Below are 20636 nucleotides of genomic sequence, written 5' to 3' on the forward strand. Positions count from 1 at the left end.
CGCGGCGATGGCGCTGATCGACATCTGACCTCACGGTAGGTATGGGGCCGGTGCTGGGCACGCGCAGATAGAAGATCTGCAAGGCTGCCCAGCACCGGCCCCGGTGGGCCTACCGCAACCCCAGGCTGCCCTTCAGCGACGCGAGATCGGAGTCCGACAGGGACAGCAGCGAGGTGTCGATGCCGCCCTCCGGCACCGGCGGGGCCGACGGCACGGTCTCCTCGTCGGTGACCGGTCGCGCCACCGCGGCCAACGCCTCCACCGTCTGCAACTCGAAGATCTCCTGCGGGGTGACCACCAGCCCGGCCCTGCGGGCACGCGCGACCAACTGCACCGACACGATGCTGTCGCCACCGAGCTGGAAGAAGTTGCCCTCCACACCCACCTCGGGCACCGCGAGAAGCTCGCTGAAGAGACCCACGAAGAGCCGCTCGGCGTCGGTGGCCGGCTCCCGGCCGGTGTCCTCCGCCGTGAGGACCGGCGCCGGCAGCGACCTGCGGTCCAGCTTGCCGTTGTCGGTGTACGGCAGCGCGTCCAGCGTGACGAACACCGACGGGACCATGTAGTCCGGCAGGGTCTCGGCCAGGTGCCGGCGCAGGGACGCCACGTCCGGCGCGTCGTCGCCAGCGCCCACCACGTACCCGACGAGCAGTTTGTCGCCCGCGGCTTCGCGGTCGTGGACGGCCACCGCGGCCGCAGCCACCTCCGGGTGCCGCACCAGCGCCGTCTCGATCTCGCCCAACTCGATCCGGAAGCCGCGCAGCTTGACCTGCTGGTCGGAGCGGCCGTGGAAGTCGAGGCGACCGTCGCGGAGCCACCGGACCACGTCACCCGTCCGGTACATCCGCTCCCCCGCGTCGAACGGGGACGCGACGAACCGTTCCGCCGTCAGGCCGGGCCGGTTGAGGTAGCCCCGGGCCAGACCCTCGCCGGCGATGTACAGCTCACCGCGGGCGCCCGGCGGTACCGGGCGTAGCTTCTCGTCGAGCACGTACACCCGGGTGTTCCAGATCGGACGCCCGATGCCGTTGTGCTCTCCGGTCACCGTCGCGGCCGTCGACCAAACCGTCGTCTCGGTGGGGCCGTAGAGGTTGGTCACCTCGCTGCCCACCGCGCACATCGCCGTGGCCAACGCCGGGGGCAGCGCCTCGCCGCCGACGAGCAGACGCAGGCCGCGGGCCGCCTCGGCGTCGCCGCCGAGCAACACCTGGTAGAAGGAGGGCGTGCCCTGCATGACGGTGGCGCCGCTGCTGCGGATCAGCTCCGCCAGCGCCTCCGGGTCCAGGAGGTGTTCCCGGGTGGAGAGCACCGTCGCCGCACCCCGGACGAGGGGGAGGTACAACTCCAGCCCGGCGATGTCGAAGGCGATGGTGGTGAGGGCCAGGACCCGGTCGCCGGCACTCATCGGGAAACGGTCGGCCATCGCCTGGACGAAGTTCGTCAGGGCACCGTGCGGCACCACGACGCCCTTGGGTTGCCCGGTGGAACCGGACGTGTAGATCACGTACGCCGGGTTCGCGGGCGACGGACGGACCGCCACCTGCCCGGAGTCGCCGGCCGGCGGCGCGTCGGGCTTGTCGATCACCAGCCGGACCAGGTCCGCCCGCTCGGGCAGGTTCCGCTCCACCTCGGTGTTGGTGATCATCAGCTCGGGGCGGGCGTCACCCAGCACGAAGGCCACGCGCTCCGGCGGGTAGGTCAGGTCGATCGGCAGGTACGCCGCACCCGCCCGAGCCACCGCCAGCAGCCCGACGAGCAGGTCCGCCGAACGCGGCAACGCCACCGCCACCAGCTTCTCCGGGCCGGCGCCGAGGGCGACCAGGTGGCTGGCCGTCTCGGCGACCCGGGAGTTCAGCTCCGCGTACGTGAGCCGGATACCGTCGGACTCCACCGCCACCGCGTCCGGCGTGCGCAGCGCCTGCGCCTGGAAGAGGTCGATGACCGTCGTCGGCACGAACGGATGGTCGGTGTCGTTCCAGTCCTCGACGACCTGCTCCCGCTCGCCCGGGGAGAAGATGTCCACCTCGTCCAGGCGTGTGTCGGGATCGGCGACCATGGCCCGCATGATCAGGAACAACCGCTCCAGCATGGCCTGCGCGGTGGCCCGGTCGTAGAGGTCGGTGGCGAACGCGAAGGCGGCGTCCATGCCGGCAGGAGTTCCGTCCGCGGCGTACAGCTCGTTGAAGCCCAACTCCAGGTCGAACTGGGCGACCGCTGTGGGGTTGTACCTGTGGTGCACAGTGAGCCCGGGAGCCCGCAGCACCGGCGTGGCGCCGTTCTGCAGGTTGAGCATGACCTGGAAAAGCGGATGCCGGGCGGTCGACCGCTCCGGCTTGAGCTCGTCCACCAACCGCTCGAACGGCACCTCCTGGTGGGCGTACGCGCCCAGGTCCGTCGTACGGACCCGGTCCAGCAGGTCCCGGAAGGTGGGTTCGCCGGAGACGTCCGTTCGCAGCACCAGGGTGTTGACGAACATGCCGACCAGGTCGTTGAGCGCCTCGTCGGAGCGACCCGCCACCGGGCTGCCGATCGGGATGTCGTGGCCCGCGCCGAGTCGCGCCAGCAGCCCTGCCAGCGCCGCCTGCAACACCATGAACAGGGTCGTGCCGGTGCCCCGCGCCAGTTCGAGCAGGCCCCGGTGCAGGTCCGCGTCCACGTGGAACGAGATGTCGTCGCCGTCGTAGCTGGCCCGCGCCGGCCGTGGCCGGTCGGTCGGCAACGCCAACTCGGTCGGCAGCCCGGCCAGCGTCTCCTTCCAGTACGCCATCTCCCGGTGGGCCGACCCGGCCGGGTCGGCCTCGTCGAGGTGCTCGAGAAGCCACAGGGTGTAGTCCGCGTACTGCACCGGCAGTGGTTTCCACTGCGGCGCCTGGCCCTGCAGCCGGGCCCGGTAGGCGTCGGTGAGGTCGCCGACCAGCGGACCCAGCGACCAGCCGTCGCTCGCCACGTGGTGCATGACGAGCAGCAGCACGTGCTCGTCCGCGGCGACCCGGAACAGGTGCGTGCGCAGCGGTGGCTCCACCGACAGGTCGAAGCCCTCGCGGTTGGCGGCGAGCAGGGCGGCCGGCAGGTCGTCCCGCTCGACCTCACGGGTCAGCAGCTCCCCGACACCGTCGCCCGGCTCCAACACCTGCTGCCAGGCGACACCGTCGTCCTCAGGGAAGATCGTCCGCAGCGGTTCGTGCCGGGCCACGACGTCCTGCAGCGCCGCGCGCAGAGCGGTGTGCTCCAACGCGCCCTGGATCTGCAGGGCCAGCGGCATGTTGTAGGTCGCCGACCGACCCTCGAACCGGTTGATGAACCACAACCGGCGTTGGGCCGGGGACAGCGGGATGCGGTCGGGTCGCGGTACGGGAACGAGGGCGGAGCGCCCCTGCCCCTGCTGGCTCAACCGCTCCACCACGCCGAGGACGGTCGGCCCCTCGAAGAGCGCACGAACCGGGAAGTCGACGCCGAAGGTCGTCCGGATCCGGCCGATCAACCGGGTGGCCAGCAGGGAGTGGCCCCCGAGTTCGAGGAAGCTCTGGTCGATGCCGACCCGGGTGAGGCCGAGAACGTCGGCGAAGAGACCCGCGACGATCTCCTCGGTGGGCGTCCGCGGGGCGAGGAAGCTCTGCGCCGCCAACGCGCCGCGCTCGGCCTCGGCGAGCGCCTTCGCGTCCAGCTTGCCGTTGGCCGTGACCGGCAGGCCGTCGAGGAGGACGAAGAGCGAGGGGACCATGTACTCGGGCAGGATGCCGCTGAGCGCGTCCCGCAGCGAGGCCGGGTCGACGGTGGCGCCCGACGCCGCCACCACGAAGGCGACCAGGCGGGGGTCGCCCCCGTCCTCGGCGCTCAGGCGTACGGCGGCCTGACCGATGCCGGGCGAGCGCAGGATGGCGGTCTGGACCTCGCCCAGCTCCACCCGGAACCCGCGCACCTTGACCTGGTCGTCGACGCGGCGGCGGAACTGCAACTCGCCGTCAGCGGTCCACTGCACCTCGTCGCCCGTGCGGTACATCCGTTCGCCCGGTTCACCGAACGGGCAGGCGACGAAGCGCTCCGCGGACAGTCCGAAGCGGTTGTTGTAGCCGCGTGCCAGACCGGAACCCGCGATGTACAACTCGCCGGGCACGCCGACCGGGACGGGACGCAGCGCGCCGTCCAGGACGTACAGCCGCGCCCCGGCGATGGGCCGCCCGATGGGAGGCGTTCCCCCGCCGACCGCGAGCGCTCCGCTCATCGTCGCGCACACTGTCGTCTCGGTCGGGCCGTACGCGTTGACCATCAGCCGGTCCCCCGCCCAGCGGTCCACGATCTCCGCCGGGCACGCCTCGCTCGCCACGACCAGCGTCCGGACGCCGGTGAGCGAGCCGGGCGGCATGGCCGACAGTGGCGTGGGTGGGATCGTCAGGTGCGTCACGCCGTGCTCGTCGGCGAGGGCCGCAAGCGCCGGGCCCGGGAGCAGGCTGTCCGAGTCGGCGACCACCAGGCAGGCACCGGAGAGCACCGACATGCACAGGTCCCAGAACGCGGCGTCGAAGCTCGGCGAGGCGAACTGGAGCACCCTGCTGCCCGGCCCTGTCGCCAGCCGCCCGACATGGGTCGTGACCAGGTTGAGGATGCCCTGGTGGGTGACGATGACGCCCTTCGGACGGCCCGTCGACCCGGACGTGTAGATCATGTACGCCGGGTTGGCGAGCGCCGGCCGCACCCCGTCGAGGTCCTCCCCGGACAGTTCGGCCAGCTGGTCGTGGAAGCCCGGCTCGTCGAGGAGCAGGACCGGCGCTCCGCCGAGCCGGACCCGACCGGCGGTGACAGTGTCCGAGATGGTCAGCACCGGCGCCGCGTCGCCGAGCATGTACGCGATCCGCTCCGCCGGATAGTCCGGGTCCACCGGCACGTACGCCGCGCCCGCCTTGGCGATGGCCAGTACCGAGGTGATCAGGTCGGCGGAGCGGCGTTGCAGAACCGCCACGAACCGCTCCGGTCCGACCCCGCGTTCGACCAGGTGCCGCGCGAGCCGGTTGGCGCGGGCGTTGAGGTCGGCGAACGAGATCTCGCCGTCCGCGGTCCGCAGCGCCGGAGCCTGCGGTGCGCGCGCGACCTGCGCCTCGAACTGCTCGGCGAAGGTCAGCGGAGCGACGTCGGGTTGGGCCGCCGCGCCGTAGCGGAGGATCCGCGCCCGTTCGTCGTCGAGCAGGACGGCGACCTCGGCCACCGGTCGGGAGACGCTGTCGGCGAACTGCCGCAGCACCTGTTCCAGCCGGCCGAGCAGAATCTCCCCGCCCTCGGGCGTCAGCAGATCGGTGTGGTAGGTCAGGCGCAGCTCCATGCGCTCGCCAGGGAACGCGTGGAAGACGAATGGAAAGTGGCCGGAGTCGACACTGTCGCCGCCGAGGATCGTGAGGCCGAAACGGCCCAGGTCCGGCAAGGCGCGCTGGAGCGGGAAGTTCTGGAACGACACCACGGTGTCGAACAGGTTGCGGTGACCCGACACCCGTTGGATCTCCCCGAGCCCCACGTGGTGGGCGTCGGTGAGGGTGGCCTGCCGGCGCTGAAGCTCGGTGAGCAGCTGCGCCACCGGTTGATCGGGGCCCACGGCCACCCGGACCGGCACCGTGTTGATGAACATGCCGATCATCTGTTCGATGCCCGGCACCTCGGACGGGCGACCGGAAACGGTGGCGCCGAACACCACCTCGTCCCGGCCGGTGAGCGCGCCCAGCAGCAGGCCGAGCGCACCCTGCACCACAGTGTTGAGGGTCAGTCCGTGCGCCCGCGCCACCCGCCGCAGGCCCGCCGTGGTCTCCTCGGGCAGGAAGGAGATGAGGCGGCGCTCCTCGGCCACGGCGTGCGCCCGGTAGCTGCCCGCGAGCAGACTGGGCTCGTCGAACCCCGCGAGCGCCCGCCGCCAACTCTCCTCGGCCACGGCCGTGTCCTGCCGGCCCAACCAGCCGAGGTAGTCGCGGTAGGACGGGCGGGCCGGCAGACCGGCATCGTCGCCCCCGCGACCGTAGAGCTCGAACAACTCCTCGACCAGGGCCGGCGTGGACCAACCGTCCATCAGCAGATGGTGGTAGGTGAAGAGGATGCTCCAGCGCTGCTCCTCGGTGCGGACCACGGTGAACCGCAGCAGCGGCGCCTCGGCCGGGTCGAAGCGCCAGCTCCGCTCCCCGTGGACGATCCGCTCCAGTTCCGGAGCGCGTTGCTCGGGCGGCAACTCGGTGAGGTCGACGACCGTCCAGGGCACGTCGAGGTCGTCCCGGATCACCTGGACCGGCTGACGGACCTCCTCCTCGTGGAACTCGGCGCGCAGGTTGGGATACCGGACGAGCAGGGTACGGGCCGCGGCGTGCAGCGCGTCCAGGTCCAGGGAGCCCTGCACGTCGAGTCGCAGCGGGCGGGTGTAGACGTCCTGGGTGTCCTCGTCGAAGAGGGTGTCGAAGAGCAGACCCTGCTGCAGCGGGTTGAGCGGCCAGACGTCGCTCAGGTCGGGCGCCATGCCCTCCAGCCGCTCCACCTCGGCCTGCGACAGGTCGACCAGCGGCAGGTCCGACGGGGTCCGACCGCCGACACCCGGGTCGGCGGCGTGCACGCACAGGGTTTCGAGCAGCGCGAGCCAGGATTCGCCGAGCCGCCGTACCCGCTCCTCGGAGAGGTGACGGGAAGCCCAGGTCCAGGTGGTGACCAACTGCGCCCCACCGGCGCCCTCCTCGATCAGCACGTCCACCTCGGCCAGGTGGGTCAGCGGCAGACCGGGGTCGGCGAGACCCGCCGGACCGTCGGCGTCCGCCGCGGCCCAGGCCGACCCGTCCCGCACCGGGCTGAACCGGCCGAGGTAGTTGAAGCCGATCTGCGCGCGGCGACCGTCCGCCAGCTGGGCGGCCGTGTCGGGGTTCAGGTACCGCAGCAGCCCGTAGCCGATGCCGTGGTCCGGCACCGCGCGCAGTTGTTCCTTGACGAGCTTGACCGCACGGCCGAGCGCCAGGGCGTCGGCCCGGTCGCCCGCGCCCACGTCGAGACGTACGGGGTAGACGCTGGTGAACCAGCCGACCGTACGCGACAGGTCGGCATCCTCGACCAGGTGCTGTTCCCGGCCGTGTCCCTCGACGTCGACGAGCAGCGCGGACCGTCCGACGGAGCCCTGCTCCCGGCGCCACTGGCGGGCGGCCACGGCGAGCATGGCCAGCAACACGTGGTCCATCCCGCTGTGCAGCGCGGTGGCCGCGGCGGTGCGCAGGGCCTCGGTGGCCGGCGCGGGCAGCCGCAGCTCCAGACGACCGGCGGTGGCCGCGAGGTCGAGGGTCGGGTCGAGCACCACACCGTCGACCAACGGCGCGGGCTCGCTCGTGGCGCGTTGCCAGAACGCGGCCTCGGCGACCCGTGCCGGCTCGGAGGCGATGGTTTCGAGCCGACCCGCCCAGGTGCGGAAGGCGGTGGGCACGCCGGGCAGTCGGGCCCCGTCGCTGACGCCCGCCCAGGCCGAGGCCACGTCGTCGGCGAGGATGCCCCAGGAGACGCCGTCGACGACCAGGTGGTGAGCCACCAGCAGCAGGCGTCCGGCCAGCTCGGGGCCGGCGTCGAACCACACCGGCACGAGTACGACACCCGCCCGCGGGTCCAGCTCACGATGCGCGTTCGCCCGCTCGCTGGCGACCAGGGCGCGCAGCGCCTCCGGCTCCGCGAGCGTGTCGGCGGCGACCACGACGCGCCGTACGGCGACACCCGGACGGTCACCGTCCGGCTCCGCCACCGTCGCCTTCCAACCGTCGGCGGTGTCGAGACGCAGACGCAGCATGTCGTGTCGGGTGATGAGCGCCCCGACGACCTCGGCGACCTGGCCGTGACTGGCGCCGGCGGGGACGGGCAGCAGCATCGACTGTCCGAAGGTGTCCATCGTGCCGCCGCGTTCCCGCAGCCAGTGCATGATCGGGGTGAGCGGCACCTGGCCGCTGCCGGCCTCGTCCGCGTCCTCTCCGGTCAGCGACTCGGCGGCATTGGCGAGTGCCGCCACGGTACGCAGCTCGAACACCTGCCGCGGCGAGATCGCCAGGCCGGCGGCACGGGCCCGCGCGCTGAGCTGGATCGAGATGATGCTGTCGCCGCCCAGCTCGAAGAAGCTGTCGTGTACGCCGACCCGGGACGCGCCGAGCACCTCCGCGAAGAGCGCCTGGAGCAGTTCCTCCCGCGAGTTCCGTGGCGCCTGGTCCCCGGCGCCGGTCCCGAAGTCGGGTGCCGGCAGCGCCCGACGGTCGAGTTTGCCGTTCGGGCTCAGCGGCAGCTCGGCCACCGTCGTGAAGACGGCCGGCACCATGTACTCCGGCAGCTCGGTGGCGGCGAAGGCCCGCAGGCTCGCGGAGTCCACCTCGCCGTCGGGCGCCGGGACGACGTACCCGACGAGCCGGACGTCACCGGTCCGGACCTGCCACGGCACCACCGCCACCTGGGCGACCGCCGGATGGCGGGCGATTACCGACTCCACCTCCCCGCGTTCCACGCGGTGACCACGGATCTTGATCTGCTCGTCGACCCGGCCCAGGTACTCCAGCTGCGCGTCGATGCCCCACCGCACCAGGTCGCCCGTGCGGTACATGCGGTCGCCGGGGTCACCGAACGGGTTGGCCACGAACCGCTCGGCGGTCAGCCCCGCCCGCCGGAAGTAGCCCCGGGCCAGTCCCGCGCCGGCCACGTAGAGCTCACCCGCCGTGCCGTCGGGAACCAGGCGCAACGCGGAGTCCAACACGTAGACCTGGGTGTTCCAGGTGGGGCGGCCGATCGGCACGTCACCGTCCGCGACGACGTCACCCGGACGTACCCGGTACTCGACGCAGCCGACCGTGGCTTCGGTGGGTCCGTACTCGTTGCTCACCGTCGCGCCCGGGTGGCGGTCACGCCACTGCCGCAGGGTGGCGCCGGAGAGCGCCTCACCGCCGATGATCAGATCCCCGCTGGGGGAGAACTCGTCGCCGAGCAGGTCCAGCAGGGCCAGGTGGCTGGGCGTGGCCTTGAGCATGGAGTTGTCGCGTCCGGCCTCCCGCAGCGCGATTCCGGCCGCCTGGTCGAGGTCGGCGATCTGCACGCAACCGCCCGAGATCAGCGGCAGGTAGAGCGTGGTGACGGTGAGGTCGAAGGCGGTCGGCGAGTGCAGCAGCGCCGTACCCGCGGCGCTGGGGAAGGCGTCGGCGGCCCAGCACAGGTAGTCGATGAGCGAGCGGTGCTCGACCACCACACCCTTGGGACGGCCGGTGGAGCCCGAGGTGTAGATCAGGTACGCCGGTGACGACGGCCGCAGCGCCGACACCCGGTCGGCATCCGCGACGTCGACGTCGGACCCGTCCACGTCACCCGGGACGAGGGTGGGGGCGAGCGCGTCGAGGCTCAGCCGCGGCGCCACCGTCTCACTGGTGAGGACCAGTTCCGGCTCGGCGTCGGCGACCATGAAACGGATCCGCTCCGCCGGATAGTCGACGTCCACCGGCACGTACGCGGCGCCCGCCTTGAGCGTGCCGAGCAGCGCGACCATCAGTTCGGCAGAGCGCGGCAACGCGACGACGACCCGTTGCTCGGGGCCGATCCCCCGGCCGATCAACTCCCGCGCCAGCCCGTTGGCACGCCGGTTCAGCTCGGCGTACGACAGGACGACCGGGCCGTCCACCACGGCGGGGGCGTCCGGGGTACGGGCCACCTGGGCCTGGAACGCCTCGACGACGTCGCGTGCCGGAATGTCGTGACCGGTGGCGTTGCGGACCCCGACGAGGGTCTCGCGTTCGGCGGGCGTCACCAGCTCGATCCGGCCGATCGGCGCCTCGGGTACCCGCACGACGGTGGCCAGCAGCGCCTGGAAACGCGTCAGGATCTGCTGGGCGCGCTCCCGGTCGATCACCGAGGGCTGGTGCGCGAGCCGCAGCCGCAGCCGGTCGCCGGGGATCGCGGTGAGCACCAGCGGATAGTTGGTGGTGTCCCGGCCGTCGGCCGACGCCACCCGGACCTCGCCGTCAGGCGTGTGCATCGTCGCGAGGTCGCGGGGATAGTTCTCGAACACCATGAGCGTGTCGAACAGCTCACCGCCGACCGCACGCTGCACCTGCCGAAGGCTGACGTGCTGCTGGTCCAGCAGACCGCTCTGGAAGCCGTTGATCTCGCCGAGCAGCGCGGCGAAGGTGGTGGCCGGGTGCAGCCGCGCCCGTACCGGCATGGTGTTGATGAAGAGGCCGACCAGGCCGTCGGCATCCGGCAGCTCGGCGGGACGACCCGAGACCGTACTGCCGAAGACCACGTCGTCGCGACCGGTGAGCGCGCCCAGCACCACAGCCCAGGCGCCCTGGAGCACCGTGTTCAAAGTCAGGCCGTTGGCCCGGGCCACCGCGGCGAGCGATGCCGTCAGCGCCGCGTCGAGCGACACGCTCAGCTGCGCGGGCACCTCGGCGGAACGGGTCGCTCCGGCCGGGGCCACGAGCGTGGGGCCGGGAACGTCGGCGAGCGCGGCGCGCCACGCCTGTGCCGCCACCTCCCGGTCCCGGCCGGCGATCCAGCGCTGGTAGCCCTGGTAGTCGGCGGCCGGGGCCAGGTCGTCGGCGGGACCGTACAGGTCGAGCAGATCCTTGACGAGTACGGCGGTCGACCAGCCGTCGAGGAGCAGGTGGTGATTCGTCAGCACCAGGCGGTGATCGTCGTCCGCGTAGCGGACCACCGTGAACCGCAACAGCGGTGCCGCCGTGACGTCGAAGCGGCGCTGTCGGTCCGCGCCGAGCACCTCCTCGAGTGCGGCGGGACGCTCGTCCGGCGGGACGTGGGAGAGGTCGGTCTCGGTCCACGGCAGGGTGACCTCGCTCGGGATCACCTGGACCGGCGCGGCGATGCCCTCGTGCAGGAACGCCGCCCTGAGCTGCGGGTGACGGACGAGTAGGTGATCGGCGGCCGTACGCAGACGTGCCGCGTCGAGCCGTCCCCGCAGCTCCAGGACGAACTGGACCGTGTAGACATCCGGGGCCTGCTGGTCGTAGAGGGCGTGGAAGAGCAGGCCCTCCTGCAGCGGAGTCAACGGCAACACGTCGGTCAGGTTCGGGACGCGTCGCTCCACCAGCTCGATGTCGTCCTGGCCGAGCCCGGCCAGGGGCAGGTCGGACGGCGTCCGTCCACCGTCGGTCGCCAACGCCGCGACGAGCTCGGACAGGTTCCTGGACCACGAATCGGCGAGGTTCCGGACGTCCTCGTCGCCGAGCAGGCCGGACGCCCAGGACCACCGGGCGACCAGCCGGGGTCCGTCGGGGCCGTCCGCGGCGAAGGCATCGAGCGCGAGGGCGTGGGCCAGCGGCAGGTCGTCCGCGTCTCCACCGCCGAAGGCCGCCGGACCGCCGACGGGCTGCCAGAGACCTCCGTCCAGCGGCAACCGGCCGAGGTAGTTGAACGCCACCTCCGGCCGGGGCAGCGCCGCGAGGGCCGCCGCGGTGTCCTGGTTGAGCTGGCGAAGCACACCGAAACCGTTCCCGCGGCCGGGCACGGCCCGCAACTGTTCCTTGACCCGCTTCGCCGCCGCGACGAGCCCGTCGGACCCGGGATCGAGGCGGACCGGGAAGATGCTGGTGAACCAGCCGACGGTACGGGACAGGTCGGTGTGGTCCCCGGAGTCGCGCCCGTGGCCCTCGAGGTCCAGCAGGACGCTGTCGTGGCCACCGCCGCGCCCGTGCCGCCACTGGGCCACGGCCACGGCGAAAGCCGCGAGGAGTACGTCCTCCACGGTGCCGTGGATGGCGGCCGGGGCCCGCGACAGCAGCGCCTCGGTGACGTCCGGGCCGATCTCGGTCTCGATGCCGCGGGCGGTGGCCACGGTGTCGGCCGCCGACAGCGCCCGGCCGAGCATGGCGCCCGGCGCGCCGTCGAGCGTGGACGTCCACGCCGGAAGCTGGGCGACCAGTTCCCGGTCGGCGGCGCGGGCGTGAAGGTCGAGAGCCCACCCGCGGTACGACGCGGACACCGGTGGCAACTGCGGCGACCGCCCGTCGCGCACGGCGTCCGCCGCCTGCGCCAGATCCGTCATCAGCACACGCCAGGAGACACCGTCGACCACGAGGTGGTGGAGCACCAGCAGCAGGTGACCGTCGGCGTCCGCCCCGCCGTCGAGCCAGCACGCCGCGCCAAGGAAGTCACCGGTGGCGGAGAGATGACGCAGCGCCACGGCCTTCGCGTCGGCGATCGCGGCGGTCAACCCCGCCGCGCTCAGCCCGGTGGCGTCGACGCGCCGCAGGTGGTCGCGCATCCGCACGGCGCCGGGATCGGACACGTGCAGCAGTGGCGCGTTCCCGGCCGGTCGGACGAGGCGCGCCCGCAGCATGTCGTGGTGATCGACCACGTGCTGCAGCACGTCGGCCAGCTGGTCCTCGCTCAGTCCGCGCGGCGTCCGCAGCACCACCGACTGGTGCGAACCGTCGATGGCGTCACCCCGTTCCAGCAGCCAGGAGGCGATCGGTGGCAACGGCACCTCGCCGATGCCGTCCGCGACCCTCGCGGCGACGGCCGGCGCCTGCTCCCTGGCGACGTCGGCGAGCGCGGTCACGCTGCGGCACTGGAAGACGTTCTGGGTGGTGATGACCAGCCCGTGCTGACGTGCGCGGGCGACCAACTGCAACGCGAGGATGCTGTCGCCGCCGAGGTGGAAGAAGTTGTCGTCGGCGCCGACGGCGGGCACGTGCAGGATCTCGCCGAAGAGGCCGGCCAGGGTGCGCTCGGCGGCGGTCGTCGGCTCACGTCGGGAGACCGTCGCGCCGAGGTCGGGCTCGGGCAGCGCCCGCCGCTCCAGCTTGCCGTTGGCGGTCAACGGCAGCGCGTCGAGGACGACGAACGCGGACGGGACCATGTAGTCGGCGAGCAGACCCTCGACATGCTTGCGCAGCATCATGACGTCCAGCTCGACGTCGGTGGAGGCCGGCACCACGTACGCGACCATCCGCCGATCGCCGGTGCCGCGGGTGGCCGCGGTCTCCCGCATGACCACGGCGACCTGGTCCACATCCGGGTGGTTGGCCAGGACCGACTCCACCTCACCCAGCTCGATGCGGAACCCGCGGATCTTGACCTGCTGGTCGCTGCGGCCCAGGTACTCCAGCGCGCCGGGCTCACCCGGCAGCCACCGGGCGAGGTCGCCGGTGCGGTACATACGCGCCCCGGGGGGACCGAACGGGTCCGCCGGGAAGCGCTCGGAGGTCAGTCCGGGACGGCGCAGGTAGCCCTGGGTCACACCGGCGCCGCCGACGTACAGCTCGCCCACGACACCGGCCGGAACCGGGCGCATGGCCGGGTCGAGGAGGTAGAGGCGCAGGTCGTCGAGCCCGCTGCCGATCCGGCTGCCGGGTACGGCCACGTCCGCGTCGGTGAGGTCGAGCCGGGTGACGTGGACGGTGGTCTCGGTGATGCCGTACATGTTGACCAGCACCGGACTGTCGGCTCGGTGCCTCGTGTACCAATCGGCGAGGCGACTGGGCTCCAGCGCCTCACCGCCGAAGACGACGTAGCGCAGCGCGAGGCGCTGACCGAGATCCGGATGGTCGCGCTCGGCCGCCATCAGCTGGTAGAACGCCGACGGCGTCTGGTTGAGCACGGTGACCTCGTGCGTGACGAGCCACCGCAGGAACTCCTCGGGGGTACGACTCACCTCGAACGGCACCACGACAAGCTTGCCGCCGAACAACAGCGCGCCCCAGATCTCCCAGACGGAGAAGTCGAAGGCGTACGAGTGGAACAGGGTCCACACGTCCTCCGGCCCGAATCCGAAGCCAGTGGCGGTCGCCGTGAAGAGGCGCGCCACGTTGGCGTGGTCCACCACGACACCCTTGGGACGCCCGGTGGATCCGGAGGTGTAGATGACGTACGCCGGGTGGTGCGGACGCAGCGGCGACGTGCGGTCGAGGTCGGTGACGGGCGCGTCCGACAGGCTGCGGATCCGCTCGTCCACCCGAGCGTCGTCGAGCGCGATCACCGGCACCCCACCGACCGCCGGAAGGTCCACGTCGCCGCTGGTCAGGACCATGGCCGGTTGGGCGTCGCCGACCATGTACGCGAGCCGGTCCGCCGGGTACGCCGAGTCGAGCGGCACGTAGGCGAGGCCCGCCTTGAGGACGGCGAGCAGTGCGACGACGAGCTGCGGCGAGCGCGGCAGCGCGAGCGCGACGAACTGGCCGGTCCGCGCGCCGTTGGCCAGCAACAGTCGGGCCAACTGGTTGGTGCGCCGATCCAGGTCGTCATAGGTCAGCGACACGTTCGCGCCCACCAGCGCCACCCGCCGCGCGTGTTGACGCGCCTGCTCGCCGAACAGGTCCGGGATGACCGGGTGTGTCTCGCCGGTGGCGCCCCGGCCGGTCTGCCCGGCGAGCAGGGCCGCCCGCTCCTCGACCGGCACCACGTCGATGCGGCCGACCGGCAGGTCGGCGTCCCGGGTCAGCTCGGTGATCAGCGCGACCAGCCGGTCGTGGTGGCGGTTTGCCTCCTCGGCGTCGTAGAGCAGGGTGCTGGCGGTCAGGTCGATCCGGTAGCCACCGTCGGCCTCGGCGTAGACGACCAGGGAGAGGTCGTCGTCGTGACCGCTGGTGAGCGGACGCAGCGTTGTGGCGCACCCGCCGAAGGCGAGGTCACCGGGGAAGAGCGAGAGGTTGACCCGCGGGCCGAGCAGACGCCGCTCGTCGGCTACCAGCCGCAGGTCACGGCGTAGCTCCTCGTAGCGGTACCGCTGGTGCCGGGTGGCCTGGCGCAGCTCGGCGGCGACCTGCCCGAGCAACTCCCGGACGGACTGGTCGGGGCGGGCGTCGAGCCGCAGGCCGACCATGTTCGACGTCATGCCGGGTACGTCACGACCGGGCCCGTTGCCCCGGGCCCCGACCGACAGCGACAGCACCACCTCGGGGGTGGCGGCGAGCCGCTGGTTGTAGACCGCGAGGGCGGCGAGCACCACTGTGGGCCACGAGGTGCCGGCGTCGGCGGCGACGTCACGCAGCGCGGCACCGCCCGCCGGGTCCAGCCGCCGGGTGCTGCGGATCAAGCGATCGGGCAGGCCGGTGGGCAGGCCGCCGATGCCACGGACGTCGGGCAGGTCGGCGAAGCGCTCGGTCCAGTACGCCCGATCGTTCTCGTGGTCGGTGGAGGCGCGGTACGCGACGTCGTCCTCGACGAGCAGCGACAACGGCGCGAGCGCGTCCCCGGTGGGATCGCTGCCGCTCACCAGCGCGCTGTAGACCTCGGCCAGCCGGCTCGCCACCAACTGGGCGCCCTTACCGTCCATCACGAGGTGGTGGTACCGGTAGTAGTGCAGGAAGCGGTCGGGGGCCAGCCGCAGGAGCGCGAGCCGGAAGAGGGGCCCGGTCATCGGGTCGACGGCGCGGTCCATGTCGTCCCACATCCACGCGTCGGCAGCGCTCGCGGGATCGTCGGCGGCGCTCAGGTCGACGACGTCGATGGGCCAGTCGTCACGCTCCGCGAAGGGCACGACGACCTGGCGCGGGCCGGAAGGGCTGTCGATCAGGCGTACCCGCAACGCCTCGGCCTCGTCGACCACCTGCCGCATGGCACTGAGGAACAGGTCTGCCTCCACCTCGCCCGTGATCTCCAGGCAGGCGCCGGCGTGAAAGGTGGCGTTCGGACCGCTCAGCTGGTGTGCGTACCAGATTCCCGCCTGTCCGGCAGTCAGCGGCAGAACGGCGAGCTGGTCTTCAACCATCGGCTTCCGCCCTCTTCTGTGGCCGGCCTGATTCCTCGCGGCCGGTAGGTTCGAATTTCCGCGCGACAAAAAGCACTGTCCGGCGACCCTATGAGGCGGCCCGGGGAGGCTGCCGCCCGGTTTCCAAGACTTGAATGACACCGCCGCAAAGGCGGAAACGCACTATTACCGCGCCTCGTGCCGACGGGCGCGGTAATAATGCGAATTCGGCTGCCGCGAGCGGCGTACGTCAGGGTTTGGACAGCTCGCTTACCAGGCGACCATGAGTTCGGTGACGCCATAGATGTCGGAATCGAATTTGAAATGCTCGGGCGCCGGTCGTGCCGCCAGGCGCAGGGTGGGCACGCGGGCGAACAACGCCAGGAACGTCTCCTCCAGCTCGATCCGGGCCACGTGCTGTCCGATGCACTGGTGGATGCCGAACCCGAAGGCCAGGTGGCGCTGGTCGCCTCGGAGGATGTCGAGGTCGGCGGGGCAGGAGTAGACCTGGTCGTCCCAGTTCGCCGCGCCGATGGAGACGATCACGCCATCGTCCTTGCGGATCAGTTGACCGCCGATCTCCATGTCCTCGGTGGCCACCCGCACCATCGCGACGTCCACGACGGCGAAGTACCGAAGCAGCTCGTCGACTGCCTTACTGGTCAGGCTCGGGTCGGTGCGGAGCAGTTCCAACTGGTCGGGGTGGTCCAGCAGACCGACGGTGCCGAGCGCGATCATGCTGGCTGTCGTCTCGTGTCCGGCCGCGAGCAGGAGCGCGACGAGACCTACGAGGCCGTCGTGGTCGAACACCGGCTCGGCCAGGTCGCGGTTGCGCTCGATGAGACGTCCGAGCAGGTCGTCGCTCGGCGACTTCTCCTTCTTGCTGATCAGGTCGCTGACATATCCGTAGAGCTCGACCAGGTTGGCGTTGCGCACCATCGGCGGTGTCCGCTTGTCGGCGTGGACCTTGGTCTTCTCCTGGAAGAACGCCCGGTCCTCCGGCGGCACGCCGAGCATCTCGCAGATGGTCAGCGCGGCGACCGGCAGGGCCAGCTTGTCCAGCAGGTCGGCCGGCGAGCCACTGGCCAGCATGTCGTCGATACCGTCATGGACGATCTTGCGGATGACCGGGCGCAACGCCTCGATCCGCCGCATGGTGAACTCACGCACCAGCATCTTGCGCTGCCGGCCGTGCACCGGTGGGTCCTCGCCGATCAGCGCCTGCTTGCGGGGCGACTGGTGCACGACCTCGTCCCGGTCCACCACCCTGACCAGCGGCATCTGGGGGTGTAGACGGTCCGAGCTGATTCGCGGGTCGGTGAGGAACTGACGGGCCAGGTCGTAGCTGGTGATCACCCAGGCTGGCCGGCCATCGGTCAGCCGGACCGACATGACCGGGCTCTCGGCGCGCATCGTCTGGTAGCCGCCGGGCATGCGCAGCGGATCCTCCCGCCGTATCGGAAAGACCGGGCACTTCGCCGCGTTCACGCGAGAAGCGGTGTCCATTGAGTCTCCTCGGTTTCTCTGCGACGGCGCGGACGGGCCGAGCCATTCTTGGCGCGCACCATATTTGTCGGGCATGCTGCCCGATGTCCGCAGTGGCCGGTAGGGACGGTTCGAACATTTCGATAAGCGTCCCGATGCGGCATAGTAGGCGGGCCGCCGGGGCCGGGCGCAGCACCACGTCCGACCGATCCGGATAACCGATCGAAAAAATCGATGAAGCCTGTGAAAGGCGCGAGACCGACCGGAGAATCGGGCCGGCACCGGCTACCGGATGCCCCACAGACGGGGGTTGAGCATGGTTGAACGATGGCCGATCGTCGGCATGGGAGCAATGTGCAGCCTCGGCTCTACGGCTCAGGAGATGTTCGACGCCCTGTGCGCCGGCCGTAGCGGCCTCGCCCCGATCCGTGGCTTCACCACTGAGTGGTACACGAGCGACGCGCTGTTCGAGGTCGACGACCGGGACGGGTCCGCGGACCGCCCCGGGCGGGCGACCGGCTTCCTTCTCCAGGCGATCGCCGAGGCGCTGGCCGACGCCGGGCTCCCCGAGGATCTGGGCGACGTCCCGGTGTTGGTGGGCACCGGCCTGCGGGAACTGCGCTCGATCGAGCTGTGGCGCGAATCCGGCGCTCCGGTGACTCCACCGGAGCTGCACTTCGGCGCGGCGGTACGTGAACGGTTCGGCGCCTGGGACACGCACACCTTCTCCAACGCCTGTTCCGCCTCGCTCTACGCGCTCTCGCTGGCGACCGACCTGCTCGCCGCCGGCGAGGCGGACACGGTAGTGGTGGCGGGCACGGACTCGGTCACCGAGAGCATGTTCGGCATGGCCGACCGGGTCCAGTCGATCCCGCCCGACGCGGTGCGGCCCTTCGACCGGGAGCGTCGGGGCACCATCCTCGGTGAGGGCGCCGCCGCCGTGGTGCTGCGCCGCGAGCCCGTCGAGGACGACAGACCGCGGGGCTGGGTGCGCGGCGTCGCGGTGAACTGCGACGCGAACCACCCCACCGCCCCCGACGCCGAGAACATCGCCAGGGCCATGCGGACGGCCCACCGACGCGCGGGCGTCACACCGGCCGACATCGACCTGGTCATGCTGCACGGAACCGGCACGATCGCCAACGATCTCGGCGAGGCGGTGGCGATGCGGGAGGTGTACGGTCCGGACCTCGGTCGGCCGCTGTGCACCGCCATGAAGTCGATGACCGGCCACACCTCTGGCGCGTCCGGTCTGCACAGCCTGATCACCGCCGTGCAGAGCATGGACGCCGGTCGGGTGGTGCCGGTGCCGACGCTGGAGAAGCCCATCGACGAGTTGAACGGCGTCCGGGTGGTCCGCTCCGATGCGATGGCCACCACGGCCCGCATCGCCCAGATCAACGCCTTCGGTTTCGGAGGAATCAACGCCGTGGCCATGGTGGAGGGCATCCGATGAACGAGCGACTGTTCGTCACCGGCATCGGCGTGGCCGTGCCGGGGGCCGCCGACCGCGACGGCGTGCTGAGTCCGGGCGTTCCAGAGCCGGTGGACCCGGCCGACCGCATCGGCCGCAAGGGGCTGCGGTACAAGGACCGGGCGACGCAACTGGCGCTCGTCGCGGCGTACGAGGCGTTGCGCGACGCCGACCTCCTGGCCGATCCGGACGACGCCAAGTCGCACGTCGCTGTCGACGCCGCCTCGGTCGCGGTGGTCGCAGCGTCCAACTACGGCAGTCTCGACTCGGTCACCGCGACCGTCGACACCATCCAGCGGGACAACAGCACCCGCCTGGTCAGCCCGATCACGACACCGAACCTGTCCAGCAACGTGATCGCGTCCGAGGTGGCGATCCGATACGGCCTGCGCGGGCCCAACCTGACCGTCTGCAACGGCGCCACCGGCGGACTCGACGCGCTGCGCTGGGCGGGCTCGCTGCTCCGCGCCGGCCGTGCCGAGCGCGTCCTGGTGGTGGCGGCCGAGCCGGACAACGAGATCGTCCGGTCCTTCGCCGGCGTCGCGCGCGTGCTCGACGGCGCGGTGGCCGTGGTGCTGGAGCCGGCCGACGAGGACGCTGACAGCCCTCGCTCACCGCACGCCGTACTGGCCGGTGCGCGCCGCGCCGCCACCGTCGACGACCTCGTGGACCGACTCGGCGTCGAGCCCGCCGCACTGGCCGGTTGGTACGAGCCCGAGGCGGCCGTACAGCAGCACCCGTTCGGCGTGGCCGAACCATTCGTCCTGGGTGGCGACTGGGGCACCTCGTCCAGCGTCCTCGGTCTGTTGCAGTGCGTGGACGCGGCCGCCCGTTTCCACGCCGGCGGCACCGGGACCGTGCTCGCGGTCTGCGGAGACCAGGCCGACGGCGCCTACTGTGGCGTCCTCGTCGAGGCGCCGCGCCCGCCACACGCCGAACACGCCAGCAGCGCGGGTTGACATCGCGCACCCACCACCTGACCGAAGACCGAACAGAAGGAGCATGACGTGGCCGTCGCACTGGATCGCCAGGAACTGGTTGCCCTGATCGCGGACGTACTCGACCTCAACCCCGACGTGATCACGGACGACGCGCACTTCATCACCGACCTGGGCGTGGACTCCCTCCTGGCCCTCGAACTGGCGGTGGCACTGGAGCGCCGGTACCAGATCAAAATCGAATCGACCGAGATCGTGGATGTCGAGTCGCTGCGCGACGTGATCGCGCTGTTGGAGCAGAAGCTGACGATCGCGGTATGAGCGTCACCGCGGCGGCCGGCCCAGCCTCGGAGTACCTCCTGCTGGAGACCCGGCAGGACGACACCGCCGAGCTGTTCGTCCGGGACGCCCTGACGCTGGTGCGCGCGGGCCACCGGGTCCGGCTACTACTCGTCGGGGACGGCGTCGGAGTGGCCGCCGGCCGCGCACGGCGGACGCTCACCGAATTCCTCGCCGACGGCGGAGAGGTGTGGGTCGACGACTTCACGCTGGTGCAGCGCGCCATCCCGCCGAGGTCGCTGGTCGCCGGTGTCTGCGTGGTGAGCATGGCGCAGGTCGCCCGCCTGCTCGGCGAGGAGCACGTGCGGGCGGTGTGGCACTGATGGCAGCCCCCGCCGACCGTCGCATGTGGGACCTGCTGCTGGTCCTCACCGCCCCGCCACACGTCGACGACTCGCTCACGACGGTGCTGCGGTTGGCTCGGGCCACGCTCGACCTGGGGCGCACCGTACGGGTCTGGGCCTGTGGCTACAACACCATGCTCACCCAGGAGACGCTCGGCCCCGCCAAGCCGGTCAACCTGCTCGACCGCGAGAACCGCTACCCCTCCGCCGCCGGGGTGATCGGTGACATGGTCGACACCCATCAGGGCAGATTCGGCTGGATCGTCTGCACCGCGTGCAGCGCCGAACGGGGCGCGGGCCGGCACATCGACCAGGTACGGCTGCGCTCGGACGCCCGACTGGCGGCCACCATCGGCGCCGCGCGCCGAACCCTCTACGTCGGAGGCGCTTGA

7 protein-coding genes are annotated in these 20636 nt (G+C 71.6%); 5 read left to right on the forward strand and 2 right to left on the reverse strand.

The annotated features are described in order from the left end of the window. Positions 1-109: 109 nt before the first annotated feature. Positions 110-15685, reverse strand: coding sequence for a non-ribosomal peptide synthetase (locus O7634_RS29060; protein WP_278153322.1), 15576 nt, complete (start codon positions 15683-15685; stop codon positions 110-112). A 249-nt stretch (positions 15686-15934) separates the two neighbouring features. Further along, the gene (locus O7634_RS29065) at positions 15935-17170 is read right to left on the reverse strand and encodes a cytochrome P450 (RefSeq protein ID WP_278153323.1); all 1236 of its coding nucleotides are present in this window, start codon (positions 17168-17170) and stop codon (positions 15935-15937) included. A gap of 322 nt (positions 17171-17492) precedes the next feature. Here O7634_RS29065 and O7634_RS29070 point away from each other — a divergent pair, with 322 nt between their 5' ends. Genes O7634_RS29070 through O7634_RS29090 form a run of 5 tightly spaced genes read left to right on the forward strand, consistent with a single transcriptional unit; the run spans position 17493 to position 20636 of the window. Further along, positions 17493-18605, forward strand: coding sequence for a beta-ketoacyl synthase N-terminal-like domain-containing protein (locus O7634_RS29070; protein WP_278154107.1), 1113 nt, complete (start codon positions 17493-17495; stop codon positions 18603-18605). Next, positions 18602-19582 carry a beta-ketoacyl synthase N-terminal-like domain-containing protein gene (locus O7634_RS29075; RefSeq protein WP_278153324.1) on the forward strand — a complete coding sequence of 327 codons (981 nt, stop codon included), beginning with the start codon at positions 18602-18604 and terminating at the stop codon, positions 19580-19582. Before O7634_RS29070 ends, O7634_RS29075 begins: the two co-directional genes overlap by 4 nt. A 48-nt stretch (positions 19583-19630) precedes the next feature. Continuing rightward, on the forward strand, positions 19631-19882 hold the full coding sequence (locus O7634_RS29080) for an acyl carrier protein (RefSeq protein WP_278153325.1): 252 nt from the start codon (positions 19631-19633) through the stop codon (positions 19880-19882). Next, a complete protein-coding gene (locus O7634_RS29085; RefSeq protein WP_278153326.1) occupies positions 19879-20223 on the forward strand; it encodes a hypothetical protein in 345 nt (114 codons plus the stop codon). Before O7634_RS29080 ends, O7634_RS29085 begins: the two co-directional genes overlap by 4 nt. Next, positions 20223-20636 (forward strand): hypothetical protein, encoded by a 414-nt coding sequence (locus tag O7634_RS29090; RefSeq protein ID WP_278153327.1) that lies wholly within the window; start codon positions 20223-20225, stop codon positions 20634-20636. Before O7634_RS29085 ends, O7634_RS29090 begins: the two co-directional genes overlap by 1 nt.

The organism is Micromonospora sp. WMMD1120, assembly GCF_029626235.1.
Taxonomy (GTDB): domain Bacteria; phylum Actinomycetota; class Actinomycetes; order Mycobacteriales; family Micromonosporaceae; genus Micromonospora.